This window comes from Streptomyces griseoluteus (genome assembly GCF_004784465.1).
Classification (GTDB): Bacteria; Actinomycetota; Actinomycetes; order Streptomycetales; family Streptomycetaceae; genus Streptomyces; species Streptomyces griseoluteus.
In genome coordinates this window covers 165,191-180,538 of the sequence record NZ_SRRU01000007.1, presented here as the reverse complement: position 1 = coordinate 180,538, position 15,348 = coordinate 165,191, and the positions used below count along the sequence as shown (strand labels likewise).

13 protein-coding genes are annotated in these 15,348 nt (G+C 72.1%); 3 read left to right on the top strand and 10 right to left on the bottom strand.

Going from position 1 to position 15,348, the window contains the following annotated elements; translation table 11 throughout:
* Positions 1 to 7 precede the first annotated feature (7 nt).
* The 3 genes from E5082_RS20245 to E5082_RS20235 form a co-directional block, all read right to left on the bottom strand.
* Positions 8 to 580 carry a helix-turn-helix domain-containing protein gene (locus E5082_RS20245; RefSeq protein WP_135792660.1) on the bottom strand — a complete coding sequence of 191 codons (573 nt, stop codon included), beginning with the start codon at positions 578 to 580 and terminating at the stop codon, positions 8 to 10.
* Positions 581 to 926: 346 nt separating this feature from the next.
* On the bottom strand, positions 927 to 2,735 hold the full coding sequence (locus tag E5082_RS20240) for an ABC transporter permease/substrate binding protein (RefSeq protein ID WP_135792659.1): 1,809 nt from the start codon (positions 2,733 to 2,735) through the stop codon (positions 927 to 929).
* A complete protein-coding gene (locus E5082_RS20235; RefSeq protein WP_135792658.1) occupies positions 2,728 to 3,810 on the bottom strand; it encodes a quaternary amine ABC transporter ATP-binding protein in 1,083 nt (360 codons plus the stop codon). The genes E5082_RS20240 and E5082_RS20235 overlap by 8 nt, the downstream gene beginning before the upstream one ends.
* A 187-nt stretch (positions 3,811 to 3,997) precedes the next feature.
* On the opposite strand from E5082_RS20235, the gene E5082_RS20230 reads away from it, so the two are divergent.
* Positions 3,998 to 4,918, top strand: coding sequence for a 5'-3' exonuclease (locus E5082_RS20230; protein WP_135792657.1), 921 nt, complete (start codon positions 3,998 to 4,000; stop codon positions 4,916 to 4,918).
* Between the two features lie 112 nt (positions 4,919 to 5,030).
* On the top strand, positions 5,031 to 5,873 hold the full coding sequence (locus tag E5082_RS20225; protein WP_135792656.1) for a siderophore-interacting protein: 843 nt from the start codon (positions 5,031 to 5,033) through the stop codon (positions 5,871 to 5,873).
* A gap of 9 nt (positions 5,874 to 5,882) precedes the next feature.
* On the opposite strand, the gene E5082_RS20220 is transcribed toward E5082_RS20225, so the two are convergent.
* Complete coding sequence (locus E5082_RS20220; RefSeq protein ID WP_135792655.1) at positions 5,883 to 6,464, bottom strand: GNAT family N-acetyltransferase; 582 nt, start codon at positions 6,462 to 6,464, stop codon at positions 5,883 to 5,885.
* Positions 6,465 to 6,534: 70 nt separating this feature from the next.
* Between E5082_RS20220 and E5082_RS20215 the strand changes: the two genes are divergently transcribed.
* A complete protein-coding gene (locus E5082_RS20215) occupies positions 6,535 to 7,488 on the top strand; it encodes a pseudouridine synthase (RefSeq protein ID WP_135792654.1) in 954 nt (317 codons plus the stop codon).
* Positions 7,489 to 7,497: 9 nt separating this feature from the next.
* Here E5082_RS20215 and E5082_RS20210 read toward each other — a convergent pair whose 3' ends face one another.
* The 6 genes from E5082_RS20210 to E5082_RS20185 all read right to left on the bottom strand — a co-directional run bounded on the left by E5082_RS20210 (position 7,498) and on the right by E5082_RS20185 (position 15,273).
* Positions 7,498 to 9,018 (bottom strand): cytochrome P450, encoded by a 1,521-nt coding sequence (locus E5082_RS20210; protein WP_229918946.1) that lies wholly within the window; start codon positions 9,016 to 9,018, stop codon positions 7,498 to 7,500.
* Positions 9,019 to 9,062: 44 nt separating this feature from the next.
* Positions 9,063 to 9,692, bottom strand: coding sequence for a GTP-binding protein (locus E5082_RS20205; RefSeq protein WP_135792653.1), 630 nt, complete (start codon positions 9,690 to 9,692; stop codon positions 9,063 to 9,065).
* Entirely contained in the window at positions 9,673 to 10,083 is a 411-nt protein-coding gene (locus E5082_RS20200) for a DUF742 domain-containing protein (protein WP_135792652.1), read from the bottom strand. Before E5082_RS20200 ends, E5082_RS20205 begins: the two co-directional genes overlap by 20 nt.
* Entirely contained in the window at positions 10,080 to 10,487 is a 408-nt protein-coding gene (locus E5082_RS20195) for a roadblock/LC7 domain-containing protein (RefSeq protein WP_030812755.1), read from the bottom strand. Before E5082_RS20195 ends, E5082_RS20200 begins: the two co-directional genes overlap by 4 nt.
* Positions 10,484 to 12,127 carry an ATP-binding protein gene (locus E5082_RS20190; RefSeq protein ID WP_229918947.1) on the bottom strand — a complete coding sequence of 548 codons (1,644 nt, stop codon included), beginning with the start codon at positions 12,125 to 12,127 and terminating at the stop codon, positions 10,484 to 10,486. Before E5082_RS20190 ends, E5082_RS20195 begins: the two co-directional genes overlap by 4 nt.
* A 293-nt stretch (positions 12,128 to 12,420) precedes the next feature.
* A complete protein-coding gene (locus E5082_RS20185) occupies positions 12,421 to 15,273 on the bottom strand; it encodes a DEAD/DEAH box helicase (RefSeq protein WP_135792651.1) in 2,853 nt (950 codons plus the stop codon).
* Between the last annotated feature and the right edge of the window lie 75 nt (positions 15,274 to 15,348).

Sequence of the window (15,348 nt, the reverse complement as noted above, 5' to 3'; positions counted from 1 at the left end):
GACCTTCCTACCGTGCCCGGTCCTGGACCGCCTCGATGTGCTCGGCGACGGCCACCACGATCACCCGGGTGTCCGGCACGGTGGCGCGCCAGCGGTGGCGGACACCGCCGGTCAGGTACAGGGTGTCGCCCCGGCCGAGCCGGTAGGCGCGGCCCTCGGCCTCGATCTCGACCGCGCCGTCGGCCACGTACATCAGCTCGTCGTTGCGGTGCTGGAACTCGCGCCCGGCGTCGTGGTCGCCGGTGAACTCGGAGGCGTGCAACTGGTGGTGGCCGCGCACCAGGGCGCGGGTCCGGGCGGTGAAGTCGCCCTCGGCGAGCGGCTCACCGCGTACGACGTCGACGCTGCACGCGGGGTCGGCGGCGGCGAGGAGTTCCACCGCCGTGGTGCGCAGCGCGTCGGCCAGCTTCTCCAGGGAGGTCCGGCTCGGGCGGGCCCGGTCGTTCTCCACCTGGCTGAGGAAGGGCACCGAGAGACCGCTGCGCTCGGCCACGACCGCGAGGGTGAGTTCGAGCGTCCGGCGGCGCCGCCGGACGGCCGCGCCGACCCGCACGGGCTGTCGCTCTTTGTGGTCGCCCATCGCTGCGGCTCCCTCCTTCACGCGTGGCGCGGCTGCCCGGACGCCCCGTGCCGGGCGTCCCCGTCCTGAGTTGTCTGCACCCTACGCACGTTCGGCAAACCGTTTCACGCGCCTCTCACATCCGGCGCCGTCGTAGGGCGAGTACCCCACGGTTCGCGCCAGTGCCGCGGCCCGCCGGACGCCTGGTCCTGCCCCGGCTTTCCGCGGCGTTCACCTGCTTCAAGGCCCGGGCGTCCCCAGGTGTTCCCGTAAGACGGGTTCCATGGCGCTCCGTGGTTGGCCGGATCTCTACGGTGGTGAGACCGGCCCCCGGGGGCGGACGCGGGTGGGCGTCCGCCCCCTCATCTCATCCGGCCGCTTCCTGCCCGGCCTTGCCGGCCGGTGCCCAGGTGTCGGCCAGCCCGGGGTTCTCCTTGAGCCAGGCGCGGACGGCGTCCTGCTCCTTGCCCTTGCCGGCCTTCTGGATGCGGGCCTCCAGGCCGGTGAGCTGCTCCTCGGTCATCGAGAAGTCCTTCAGCCACTGGGCGACCTCGGGGTTGTCCGCGCTGAACCCCTTGCGGGCGAGGGTGTGCACGGTGTCGCCCTTGCCCCAGGCGCCGGCCGGGTCCTTGAGCTTCTTCAGCCGGTAGTCGCTGTAGGCCCAGTGCGGGGACCACAGGGTGACGACCACGGGCTGCTTCTTGGCGTAGGCCCGCTTCAGCTCGGTCAGCATGGCCGGGGTGGAGCCGTCGACGACCTGGTACTTGCCCTTGAGCCCGTACTGGTCGAGCACCTTGTCCTTGAGCAGGCCCATCATGCCCGCGCTGGGTTCGATGCCGATGATCCGGCCGTCGAACTCGGCTGCGTGGTCCTTCAGGTCGGCCAGGGAGTTCACGTCCTTCACATAGGACGGGACGGTCAGCTCCAGGGAGGTGGAGCCGTACCAGTTGCCCAGGTCCTCCATCCGGTCGCCGTACTTCTTCCAGTACTCGGCGTGCGTGGTGGGCAGCCAGGAGTCGGTCTCGAAGTCCAGGCGGCCGGTGGCGAGGCCGGTGTAGAGGGGGCCGGCCGCGTACTGGGTGACGCTGACCTTGAAGCCGCGCCGCTCCAGCAGTTCCTTCCACAGGAACGTGGAGGCGATGCCCTCGTCCCACGGGATGTACCCGAGCTTGATCTCCTTGCCCTGCCCGATGTCCGTACCGGACGCGGTGGACTTGGTGGCGCCGGGCCCGAAGACCCCGAGCCCGCCCGCGACCAGCGCGAGCACGACCACCGCGACGACGGCGACGGCCGGGCGCGGCCGGTACGAGAAGGCGGTGGGCCGGGCCTTGGCGGCGGCGCGGCGGCCCAGCGGGGAGAGCTGGGTGCCGAGCGCGCCGGTGACCCGGTCGAGGTAGATGGCGAGGACGACGATGCCGACGCCCGCCTCGAAGCCGTAGCCGATGTCGAGCTGGCCGATGGCCTCGTTGACGGCGCCGCCGAGGCCGCCGGTGCCGACCATGCCCGCGATGACGACCATGGACAGGCCGAGCATGATGACCTGGTTGACGCCCGCCATGATGGTGGGCAGGGCGAGCGGGAGCTGCACCCGCCACAGGGTGTCGCGGGGTGTGGTGCCGAACGCCTCGGCGGCCTCGACCAGTTCGGCGTCGACCTGGCGGATGCCCAGCTCGGTCATCCGGACGCCGGGGGCGAGCGCGAAGATCAGTGTGGCGACGACACCGGCCGCGGTGCCGAGCCCGAAGAAGAGCATGGCCGGGATCAGCAGCACCATCGACGGCATGGTCTGGAGCAGGTCCAGGGCGGGGCGCAGGGTGGCGCTCACCGCGCGGGAGCGGGCGGCCCAGATGCCGAGCGGGACCGAGATGACCAGCGCGATGATGGTGGCGACCAGCACCAGCGAGAGCGTGGACATGGCCCGTTCCCACAGGTCGAGGGAGTCCACCAGGGCGAATCCGGCGAAGGCGAGGACACCGGCGAGCAGTCCGCGCAGCCACCAGGCGAGGACGGCGAGGATGCCGGCGAGCAGCAGGGGCTGCGGGGCGGTGAGGACGGCGTCGATGCCGTCGTACATGCCCTCCAGGACGGCGCGAATGGCGTCGAAGAGCCAGGAGAGGTGGCCGACCAGCCAGTCGACCCCGGAGTCGACCCAGTCGCCGAGCGGAAGCCTAGGCACGGGCGGTCACCTTCCTGTCGTCGCGGGGGTGGTCGCAGGCGATCGGGTCTCCCCGCTCGTCGCCGAGGAAGCCGACCAGACGGCTTTCGGGGACGACGCCGACCACGGTGCGGTCGGCGTCGAGGACGGCGACCGGGTGGCTCAGGCGGGCGCTGAGCGCGCACAGTTCGGTGAACGGCGTGCCGGGCTCGGCGGTCTCGCAGGCGCAGTCGGCCTCGTCGCCGCGCACGTCGGTGTCCATGACCGCGGACGCGGTGAGCACGCGGGAGCGGTCGACGTCCTGGATGAAGGAGGCGACGTAGTCGTCCGCGGGGCGCAGCAGGATGTCCTCGGCGGTGCCGGTCTGCACGATGCGGCCGTCGCGCATGACGGCGATGCGGTCGCCCAGGCGCATGGCCTCGTTGAGGTCGTGGGTGATGAAGACGATGGTCTTGCGCAGCGTCTTCTGCAGTTCGAGGAGCTGGTCCTGCATGTCGCGGCGGATCAGCGGGTCCAGGGCGCTGAAGGACTCGTCCATCAGCAGCAGGTCGGCGTCGGTGGCGAGCGCGCGGGCGAGGCCGACGCGCTGCTGCATGCCGCCGGAGAGTTCGTCCGGCCAGGAGTCCTCCCAGCCGGCCAGCCCGCACAGGGCGAGCGCCTCGTCGGCGCGGCGTTCGCGCTCGGCGCGGGGCACGCCCTGCACGGCGAGGCCGTACGCGGCGTTGTCACGGACGCTGCGGTGGGGGAAGAGCGCGAAGTGCTGGAACACCATGCTGATCTTGTCGGCCCGGACCTCGCGCAGTTCGCGGTCGCCGAGCGCGGTGAGGTCCTGCCCGTCGAAGCGGACCCGGCCCGCGGTCGGTGTGAGCAGGCCGTTGAGCGTGCGCAGCAGAGTGGACTTGCCCGAGCCGGACAGGCCCATGACAACAAAGATCTCCCCCGGCGCGACGGCGAAGGAGACGTCGATGACGGCGGCGGTGCTGCCCTCCGCACGCAGCTCGTCGCGGTCGGCGCCCTGTTCGAGCCGTTCCACGGCCTGGTCCGGTCGTCTGCCGAACACCTTGTAGAGATGTTCCGCTTCGATTCTCGCGGTCATGCATGTCCCTCGGCTAGGCGGCAACAAGCAGGAAACGAGGGATAGTTGTCGCTTGGTAAGCAATTGCCTCGTTCCGGCGCGCGGCGCCTGCCCGGTCGCATTTCAGCCAAACGCCGAAGTGTCCCAGGTCACACCCGTGGGCCCGGCGCGCGGGTCCGCTGTCGGTGCGGTGCGGCATGATGCGAGCGTGACCGGACGACTGATGCTTCTCGACACCGCCTCCCTGTACTTCCGCGCCTACTTCGGCGTGCCGGACTCGGTCAGGGCGCCGGACGGCACCCCGGTGAACGCGGTGCGCGGACTGCTGGACTTCATCGACCGCCTGGTCAAGGACCACCGCCCGGACAAGCTGGTGGCCTGCATGGACGCGGACTGGCGCCCCCAGTGGCGGGTCGACCTGATCCCCTCCTACAAGGCGCACCGGGTGGCCGAGGAGCACGAGGGCGCCCCGGACGCCGAGGAGGTCCCGGACACCCTCTCCCCGCAGGTCCCGGTCATCGAGGAGGTGCTGGACGCGCTCGGCATCGCCCGCGTGGGCGTGGCCGGATACGAGGCGGACGACGTGATCGGCACGTTCACCGCCCGAGCGGACGGCCCGGTCGACATCGTCACCGGCGACCGCGACCTGTACCAACTGGTCGACGACGCCCGTGACATCCGTGTCCTGTATCCGCTCAAGGGCGTCGGCACCCTCCAGCTCACCGACGAGGCGTGGCTGCGCGAGAAGTACGGCGTGGACGGCCGGGGTTACGCGGACCTGGCGCTGCTGCGCGGCGACCCGAGCGACGGCCTGCCGGGCGTGCCCGGCGTCGGGGAGAAGACGGCGGCCAAGCTGCTCGCCGAGTTCGGGGACCTGGCCGGAATCGTCGCCGCCGTGGACGACCCGAAGGCGAAGCTCACCCCCACCCAGCGCAAGCGCCTGACCGAGGCCGCCCCCTATCTCGCGGTCGCCCCGAAGGTCGTCCGGGTCGCCGACGACGTCCCCCTGCCCGAGGTGGACACCGCACTGCCGCACACCCCGCGCGACCCCGCCGCACTGGACGCGCTCGCGGCCCGCTGGGGCCTGGGCAGCTCCCTTCAGCGACTGCTGACCACCCTGGAGGCGTGAATACCGCCCCTCCGCAAGGGAAATCCTCGAACGAAGGGGTCCCCGGCACCGGAGGGACCCCGGAGCGAGGTGCTAGCTTAGGTAAACCTAACCAAGGCAGCAGGAGGCCGTCATGGCAGAGCGTCCGGGGCGAAAGCCGCGCAAGCTCCATTCCGCCCAGGTGGTACGCACCGAGCGGCTGACCCCGCACGTCCAGCGGATCGTGCTCGGCGGCGCCGGACTGGCCGACTTCTCGGCCGACACCTGGACCGACCACTATGTGAAGCTGCTCTTCGCCCCGGTGGACGGGATGACCTACCCGGAGCCGTTCGACCTGGAGGCGATCCGGGCCGGACTCCCCCGCGAGCAGTGGCCGGTGACCCGTACGTACACCGTGCGCGCCTGGAATGCCGAGCACCGGGAGATGACCCTCGACTTCGTCATCCATGGCGATGAGGGTCTCGCCGGACCCTGGGCCACCCGGGTGCGCCCCGGCGAGACCGTGCGCTTCTTCGGCCCCGGCGGCGCCTACACCCCCGACCTGACGGCCGACTGGCATCTGCTCGTCGGGGACGAGAGCGCGCTGCCCGCCATCGCCCGCGCCCTGGAGACCCTGCCGGCCGGCACGCCCGCGCACGCCTTCGTGGAGGTGGCCGGGCCCGAGGAGGAGCAGAAGATCGACTCCGATGTGGAGGTGGTCTGGCTGCACCGCGGGGACCGCCCGGTCGGCGAGGCCCTGCTGGAGGCGGTACGGGCGCTGGAGTTCCCCGAGGGCCGTCCGCACGCGTTCGTGCACGGCGAGGCGTCCTTCGTGAAGGAGCTGCGCCGGATGCTGCGGGTCGAGGCGCGGATCCCGCGCGAGGACCTGTCCATCTCCGGCTACTGGCGCCTGGGCCACAACGAGGACGGCTGGCAGGCCAGCAAGCCGGAGTGGAACGCGCGGATCGAGGCCGAGCAGGAGAACGCGGCCGCGTGAACCGGCGGGTCAGTCGCCCCTGAGCCGGGCGTGCAGGTGCATGTCGTGCCAGCCGTCCGGGTGCAGCAGCGCCCGGCGTCGGGTGCCCTCCACCGCGAACCCGGCCTTGGTGGCGACCCGGCAGGACGCCTCGTTGGCGGTGGCGTGCATCAGCTCCAGCCGGTTGAAGCCGATCTCGTCGAACGACCAGCGCACCAGCGCGTCCGTGGCGTGCCGGGCCACGCCCTGCCCGCGCGCCGACGCCACCGTCCAGTACGCCACCTCGGCCACACCGTCCCCCAGCCGGATCTCCCGCAGCGCGGCCCGGCCGCACAGCTCACCGCTGTCCGCCCGCACCACGGCCCACTGGGCGTCGCACTCGCGCGTCCACTGCCCGTGCCAGTCCTCGATCCAGCCGGCGGCCTCCTCGGGGGAGTCGCAGGACCTGGCGTGCCACTGGTTGAGCGTCGGGTCCTGGAAGGCCGCGTGGACGGCGGGCGCGTCCTCGGCCCGCCAGGGGCGCAGGCGCAGCCCGGCCGCGGCCGGGATCTCCGGCTGCGGCCGGCGGGAGAGGGTTCCTTCGGGCAGCACGGGGCTGGTCAGATACGGCATGCCGGCATCCTGCCAAGCACCGGGCGGCGGGCCAACCGGATTGGGCCGCCCCCGTAACCTGGGACACCTGATGAGACGCCGTACACAGCCACCGCCCGCCCCGCTCCCCCAGCGCCGGGGCGTCGACCCCGTGCGGGTGCGGCTGCCCGTGGACGGGGTGGGGGCCACGGTGCGCGAGCATCTGGTGGCGCGGCTGACGGGCGCCGGTCCGGGCGTGGTGGAGGCGATGTTCCACGCCGGGGCGGTGGTGGGCGCCGACGGGCTGCCGGTGGCGCCGGACGCGCCGTACCGGCCGGGGATGTTCGTGTGGTTCCACCGCGAGCTGCCGCCGGAGGTGCCGGTGCCGTTCCCGGTCGAGGTGGTGTACCGGGACGAGCACATCGTCGTCGCCGACAAGCCGCACTTCCTGGCCACCACCCCGCGCGGCTCCCATGTCCTTCAGACCCTGCTCGCCCGCCTCCGCCACGACCTCGGCCTGCCCGGACTCGGCGCCGCGCACCGGCTGGACCGGCTCACCGCCGGACTGGTGCTGTTCACCGTCCGCCCCGGCGAACGCGGCGCCTACCAAGGACTGTTCCGCGACCGCCGGGTGCACAAGGAGTACGAGGCCGTCGCCCGGCACGACCCGGAGCTTCAGCTGCCCCGGACCGTGCGCAGCCGGATTCTGAAGGAGCGCGGGGTGCTGGCCGCGCGGGAGGTGGCGGGCGAGCCCAACGCGGTGACGCGGGTGGAGATCGACGCCCGCCGCGAGCGGGACGGGCTGGCCCGGTACCGCCTGCTGCCCGCCACCGGCCAGACCCACCAGCTCCGGGTACACCTGAACTCGCTCGGCGTCCCCATCCTCGGCGACCCCCTCTACCCGGAGGTGGCCCCGGTCACCGCGCCCGGCGACTTCCGCCGCCCCCTCCAACTCCTGGCGCGCAGACTGGAGTTCACCGATCCGCTGACCGGCGCCCGGCACAGCTTCGTCAGCCGGCGCACACTCCAGGCGTGGACGTCGCCCGCGGAGTGGGCGGGCGCCTGACCGGGGGGCCTACTCCCCCAGCAGCCACCGCCACATCCGCTGCCAGCGGCTCGGCGGCGCGCTCCCCGACGACGCGGGCCAGGACCCGGCCGGCTCGGCGGGCGGCACCGGCTCCACCCGCTCCGCCCCCTCCACCCGCTGCGCCGCCTTGTCCTCCGCCTTCTCCTCCAGCCATGCGCGCGGCTGCGGCACCGGTGCCTCGGCCCGGTGCGGGTGGAGGGAGGACATGCTGGGCGCCCGGTTGACGTCCTGCTTCGGCTTGGGGTCGAACAGCACCGGCAGCGACACCAGATGCCGGGACGCGATGGAGGACCGCCAGCGCAGATCCTCCTCGGCGCACTCCAGCCGGATGTCCGGCAGCCGGGTGAGCAGGGCCTCCACCCCGATGTCGGCGATGGCCCGCCCGATGTCCTGGCCGGGGCATTCGTGCGGGCCGCCGCCGAAGGCGAGATGGGACCGGTTGCCCTTCATGTGCGCGGTCGGATCGGGCCGTACGCGTGGGTCGACGTTGCCCGGTGCGGGCGCGAACAGCAGCCCGTCGCCGCGCCGGATGCGCTGCCCGCCCAGCTCGGTGTCCTGCTTGGCGTAGTAGCCGAGGACGGTGCTGAAGGGCGGCTCGTCCCACAGCGACTGCTCGATCGCCTCCGGCACCGTCATCTGGCCGCCGTTGAGCCGGGCGCGGAACCCCGGCTCGGTCAGCACCATGCGCAGCGCGTTGGCCAGCAGGTTGGCGGTGGTCTCGTACGCGGCGAACAGCAGCAGCCGCAGATGCTCGCGGACCTCGTCGTCGCTGAGCCCCGCCGGGTGCGTGATGAGGTGGCTGGTGATGTCGTCCTCGGGACGGGCCCGGCGCCGGGCGGTGAGCCCGCTGAGCGCCTCCATGACGTAGGCGTGGCTCTGGATGGCGGTGTCCGTGCCCTTGAGCGCGTCCCGGGCGGCCTGCACCATCCGGTCGCCGAACTCCTCGGGCATGCCGAGGATCTCGCACATCACGGCCATCGGCAGGTGCTCGGCGAACTGGGAGACCAGGTCCGCCCGGCCGCGCCCGCAGAAGCGGTTGACGAGTTCCTGGGTGGAGCTGTTGATGGAGCGGCGTAGCCCCCGGTGGTCGATGGTGTCCATGGCGGCGGTGACGGCCGCGCGCAGCCGCTGGTGCTCGTCGCCCTCGGCGTGCGCGCAGATCGGCTGCCGGGCGATGTGCGGCATCAGCGGATGGTCGGGCTTGACCATGCCCTCCAGCAGCGGGGTCCAGCCCCGGCTGTCGCGGGTGTACTGCGAGGGGCTGCGCACCATGTGCAGGTTCTCGGCGTGCCCGAGGACCACCCACATGGGCACGTCGTCGTGGAGGAGGACGGGGGCGACCGGGCCGTGCTTCTCGCGCAGCCGCTCGTAGAGGTCGTCCAGGTCGAGCGCGTCCGGGCCGTACAGCCGGTGCAGGCCGCCGGGGCCGGTGCCGTGCGCGGGGCAGCCCGGCGGCGGGCCGGGGGCGGTGTCGGGGGTGCCTGTCGGGGTCTGGGGTTCAGGCGTCACGGTGATCGCTTTCGGGAAACGGCTGGTGGGGTTCGCGCGCCCGCTCAGGTCAGGGCGCCGGACCGGGCGAGGGAGTGCAGGAAGTGCATCAGCGTCAGCAGGGTGTCCCGGCTGGAGGCGCGGCGCCGTACGTCGCACTCGACGATCGGGATCTCCGGGGCCAGGTCGAGCGCGCCGCGCAGTTCCTCGACGGGGTGCCGGGGCGCGTCCGGGAAGGAGTTGACGGCGACGATGAACGGCACACCGCGTTCCTCCAGGCGGCCCATGACGTCGAAGCTGACGTCCAGGCGGCGGGTGTCGACCAGGACGACCGCGCCGAGCGCGCCCTCGAAGAGGCGGTTCCACAGGAACCAGAACCGTTCCTGGCCGGGAGTGCCGAAGAGGTAGAGCACCAGCTTCTCGGTGATGCTGATGCGGCCGAAGTCCATGGCCACGGTGGTGGCGGTCTTGGTCTCGGAGCCGTAGTTGTCGTCGATGCCGATGCCGGCCTGGGTCATGGTCTCCTCGGTGGTCAGCGGTCTGATCTCGCTGACCGACCCGACCATGGTGGTCTTGCCGACGCCGAAACCGCCCACGATCACGATCTTCACCGCGGCCTGGGCGGTCTGCGGGAGCCGCTCCTCGGTGCGCGGGCCGGGGATCGCGGGGACGGCGTCAGAGGCGTTGAAGTCCATGCATCACCGCTTCGAGGAGGGTCCGGTCGGGGAGCGCCTGGCGGACGATCGGGGCGCGGGCCTGCACCAGGTCGGCGCCGATCAGCTCGGTGATCAGCGCGGTCATCGCGCTGAACGGCAGGTCGAGGTAGGCCGAGAGTTCGGCCACGGACAGGGGCGCGGAGCAGAGCCGGAGCACGGCCGCCTGCTCGGGGGTGCCGGACGGCGGGGGCGCCGAGCGCGCCACGATCAGGGTGACCAGATCGAGCTGGGCCCGCCCGCCGTCGTGCAGTCCGGTGACGGCGTACAGCCGCTCGGGGCTCCCGGCCTCCGCCTCCTCGCCCGCGTCCGGGGCGAGGGGCGGCGGGGAGGGCGCCTCCTGCGGCAGGCGCCGTTTGCGGCGCGGGGTCATACGGCCTGCCCGCCGCGCCGGGGCGGAGAAGTGAGGTGGGCGCCGATCCGGACGACGAGGTCGCGCATCATGCCGCCCATCCGGCCGGGCTCGCAGACCACGTCGGCGAGGACGGCGAGGTAGGCGTTGTCACCGGCGGCCATCAGATAGAAGTAGCCGCCGTCGATCTCGATGACGACGAGCTTCATCTCACCGCTGCTGCCCGGCAGTTCCTGGGCGACCGCCCCGGCCAGGCTCTGTACGCCGGCGCAGGCGGCGGCCACCCGGTCGGCGGCGTCGGGGTCGCCGCCGTAGCGGGCGATGCGCAGGCCGTCCGAGGAGAGCACCACGATCATCTCGATGCCGGGTACGCCGTCGTGCAGTTGCTTGAGCATCCAGTCGAAGTTGGCACGCTGCTGGATCACTTGGGCTCCCCCTCGTCGCCGGCGCCGGTGTCGGCCGAGTCGTCGATCAGATGCAGGTAGGCGGTCGGATTCCGGGTGAAGTCGGTCGGGTGGGCGCCTTCGTTGCCCTTCTTCATGCCCTCCCAGAAGGCGTCGACCCACATGCCCGGTTCGCGGTCGAGGAGCTTCTGCCGTTCGGGGTCGGCCGGGGGCTCGGGCTCCGGTTCGGGCTGGGTCCGGGACCAGATGGTGGGGCGCCCCTCGCGCTCGGCCTGTTCGATGGCGGCCTGTTCGGCGTAGCGCTGGCTGAGCGGTACGGTCACCCGGCTGCGGCGCTGCGGCAGTCCGTTCGCCGTCCACTCGGTGACCTCGGGGACGTCGTCCTCCATCGAGGCCGGGGCGGGGATGCGGGGCGCGGTGGGGCGGCGGCGCTTGGGCGGGCGCTTGGGCCCTTCCAGCGCACCGAGTTCCGGCATCGGCACGGCGGTGGCGCCGATGCCGTGTGCGGCGCCGACTCCCGGTTCGGTGGTGAGCATGTCGCGGGGCACGACGAGGATGGCGCGGACGCCGCCGTAGGCCGAGGCGCGCAGCGAGACGTCCATGTCGAAGGCGTTGCAGAGCCGGCCGACCACGGCCAGGCCGAGCCGGGGGCTGTCGCCGAGGTTGTGCGCGTCGTCGTCGGCGCGGGCGTCCAGGATCATCTGCTCGACGCGGGCCCGCCCCTCCTCGCTGAGGCTGACCCCGGCGTCCTCGATCTCGATGGCGAGGCCGGTCTGCACCTCGAAGGCGGTGACGTGCACCTTGGTCGAGGGCGGTGAGTAACGGGTGGCGTTGTCGAACAGCTCGGCCGCCGCGTGGATGATCGGCTCGACCGAGGTGCCCTTGATGTTGATGTTGACGATCGAGGCGAGGTTGATCCGGTGGAACTCCAGGATGCGGGACATCGCGCCCCGCAGCACGCTGTAGAGCGAGACGGGCACCGGCCACTGGCGGCCCGGACGGCCGCCGCCGAGCACCGAGATGGAGTCGGCGAGCCGGCCGATCAGCGCGGTGCCGTGGTCGACGCGCAGCAGGTCGTCGAAGACCTCGGCGTTGCGGCCGTGGTCCTCCTCCATCTCCCTTAGTTCCTTGGCCTGTTGGTGGACGATGGCCTGCACGCGCCGGGCGGTGGTGACGAACGCCCGCTGGGTGGCGTCCCGCATGTTGATCTCGTGCTCGGCCCCGCGCAGCGCCACGCGTAGCAACTCGCGCTGGGAGGGCGGGAGATGACGCAGCTCGGGGTCCTCGTCGACGACGTGGCGCAGTACGTCCCGCAGCCGCTCGCCCCCGCGCAGCCGGGCGAGCGCGAGGGGCAGCACCTCGGAGCCGAGACGGACGATCTCCGCGTCATGGGCGGCGATGCGGTGCTCCAGATACGCGGTGTGCCGGGCGTTCTCGGCCTCGGCGGCCCGGAGTTGACGCCCCCGCCGCACCACTTCGCTCGCGGTGGCGAGCAGCAGCAGCGTGGCCACCAGCCCGCAGCAGGCGACGGCGATCCGGGCGGAGCCCGGCACCAGGAACACGGCGGCCGCGGTCACCGCGGCCATCATCAGGGCGGGCGGCAACAACACCTGCGCGTAGGGACGTTCACGGACACCGGGAGGTTTCTGAACACTCACCATGGATGCCTTCTGGGAAGAACGGTATATAGGGGAACAGGCGCCCGAATTCATCTCAACCGGGTCCGCCGCGGGCGAGCCTATTCCGACCGGGACACCCCCGTGTCATATTCGGCAAGCACCTGAAATCCCCCGCGCAACAGGAGTACCGTCACCCCTATTTGCACAGCGAGCACCCGTTCGAACACGTTGGGTAGTGCCACACGGGCATGCGAAGAGGGGCCGGCCGAGCCGACCCCTCAGGGGCGCGGGGAACCTCGCGACCAGCCACGGCCCACCCGCACCCGCGCGGAAACTCACCCCACGGACGAGTAGGCGACAACCCCCCGCAGCAGTTGATCAACAGCCTTGCGCGCGTTCCTGGCGACCGTCGAGCCCTCCGCGGGAGCCGCCGCGGCAACCTGCCCGAGCACGTCGATCACCTGCTTGGTCCACCGCACGAAGTCCCCCGCGGGCATCTCCGCCTCCCGCAGCACCTCGTCGAGCCCCCTCCCCGAGGCCCACTGGTGGGCGATCCACGCGAACCCCAGATCCGGCTCCCGCTGCCCGACACCCTCGGTCTGGCTGATCCGGAAGTCCTCCTCCAGCGCGTCCAGCCGACCCCAGATCCGCACCATCTCCCCCAGCGCGGCCTGGGCCGGTCCCGAGGGCAGCTTGGGGGTCATCGCGTCGTCGCTGACCCGTGCCTCGTACACCAACGCCGAGGCACAGGCGGCGAGGTCGGCGGGGCCGAGCCCCTCCCACACGCCTTCGCGCAGGCATTCGCTGGCCAGCAGGTCCAACTCGCCGTAGAGCCGGGCGAGCCGCTTGCCGTTGGCGGTGACCTCGTCGCCCCGGAGATAGTCCAGTTCGGTCAGCAGGGCCACGATCCGGTCGAAGGTCCGCGCGATGGTGTTGGTGCGGCCCTCGATGCGCCGCTCCAACTGCGAGGTGTCGCGCTGGAGCCGGTGGTAGCGCTCGGCCCAGCGGGCGTGGTCCTCCCGGTCGTCACAGCCGTGGCAGGGGTGTGCGCGGATCGCGGTGCGCAGCCGGGCGATCTCCCGGTCGTCGGCGGCCTGCGAACGCTTCTTGCGGGCGCGCTCCGGCGGGATGTGCCCGGCCTTGGTGCGCAGCGCGGAGGCGAGATCCCGACGGGACTGCGGGGAGCGGGCGTTGAACGTCTTCGGGATGCGCATCCGGTCCAGCGCCTCCACCGGGACGGGGAAGTCCATCGACGCCAGCCGCTTGACCTGCCGTTCGGCGGTGAGCACCAGCGGGCGGGGCCCGTCGTGGTGGTCGAAACCCCGGGGGCCGCCGGTCCGCCCGGCGGGCAGGCCGGGATCGAGCACGAGCGCGAGGCCCGCGTACTTGCCGGTGGGCACGTGGATGATGTCGCCCGGCTTGAGCTTCTCCAGGGCGACGGCGGCCTCGGCTCGCCGCTGGTTGGCGCCCTGCCGGGCCAGCTCGGTCTCCCGGTCCTTGAGTTCGCGGCGCAGCCGCGCGTACTCGTCGAAGTCGCCGAGGTGGCAGGTCATGGAGTCCTTGTAGCCCTCCAGCCCCTCCTCGTTGCGCTGCACCTGCCGGGAGATCCCGACGACCGACTTGTCCGCCTGGAACTGCGCGAACGACGTCTCCAGCAGCTCCCGCGAGCGGTGCCGCCCGAACTGCTCGACCAGGTTGACCGCCATGTTGTACGACGGCTTGAAGCTGGAGCGCAGCGGATAGGTGCGGGTGCCCGCGAGCCCGGCGAGGTGCTCAGGGCTCATCCCCCGCTGCCACAGCACCACGGCGTGGCCCTCGACGTCGATGCCCCGGCGGCCGGCCCGGCCGGTGAGCTGGGTGTACTCGCCGGGGGTGATGTCGGCGTGCTGTTCCCCGTTCCACTTGACGAGCTTCTCCAGCACCACCGAGCGGGCGGGCATGTTGATGCCGAGGGCCAGGGTCTCGGTGGCGAACACGGCCTTGACCAGCCCGCGTACGAACAGCTCCTCCACGACCTCCTTGAAGGTCGGCAGCATGCCGGCGTGGTGGGCGGCGATGCCGCGCTCCAGGCCCTCCAGCCATTCGTAGTAGCCGAGGACGTGCAGGTCCTCCGGCGGGATGTTCGCGGTGCGCTCCTCGACCAGGGCGCGGACCTGTTCCCGCTCCTCCTCGTCGTTGAGCCGCAGGCCCGCGTACAGGCACTGCTGGACGGCGGCCTCGCAGGCGGCGCGGCTGAAGATGAAGGTGATGGCGGGCAGCAGGCCCTCGGCGTCCAGGCGCTCGATGACCTCGGGCCGGCTCGGCGTCCAGGCGCGCTGGCGCTGCCTGCGCTCCCGCTCCCGGTCGGCCTCGCGCATGGCGCGGCCGCGCCTGCGGTCCTGGTAGGAGGGCCGGGTGGCCTCCATCCGGGCGAGCCGGGCGAGGTCGGGGTTGACGGCCTTCTTGCTGCCCTCGCCCTCCTCGAACAGGTCGTACATCCGCCGCCCGGCGAGCACGTGCTGGAACAGCGGTACGGGGCGGTGCTCGGAGACGATCACCTCGGTGTCGCCGCGCACGGTGTCCAGCCAGTCGCCGAACTCCTCGGCGTTGGACACGGTGGCCGACAGCGACACCAGGGTCACCGATTCGGGCAGGTGGATGATCACCTCTTCCCAGACGGCGCCCCGGAAGCGGTCGGAGAGGTAGTGCACCTCGTCCATGACCACGTAGCCGAGGCCCAGGAGGGTCTGGGAGCCCGCGTACAGCATGTTCCGCAGCACCTCGGTCGTCATGACGACGATCGGGGCGTCGGAGTTCACGCTGTTGTCACCGGTGAGGAGGCCGACCTTGTCGGCTCCGTAGCGGCGGCACAGGTCGGCGTACTTCTGGTTCGACAGCGCCTTGATGGGTGTCGTGTAGAAGCACTTCTTGCCCTGTTCCAGGGCGAGGTGGACGGCGAACTCGCCCACGATCGTCTTGCCCGAGCCGGTGGGGGCGGCCACCAGGACGCCCTTCCCGCTCTCGAGTGCAGAGCAGGCTTCCACCTGGAAGTCGTCGAGGCCGAAGTCGTACATCTCGCGGAAGCCCGCGAGCGCGGTGGCCTGCTCGGCGGCCCGCACTCGGGACGCCGCGTACCGCTCGGCCGGTGAGAGGTCCTCTGTCATCGTGCTTTCGAGCGTACCGGCCCGCACCGACAACAGGACGATCATTATCGCTTCCCACGCCCACCGGAACGGAACGCCCGACTCCGACCTGCCCGCGCAGGCGGGCGCCCGCATGGACGA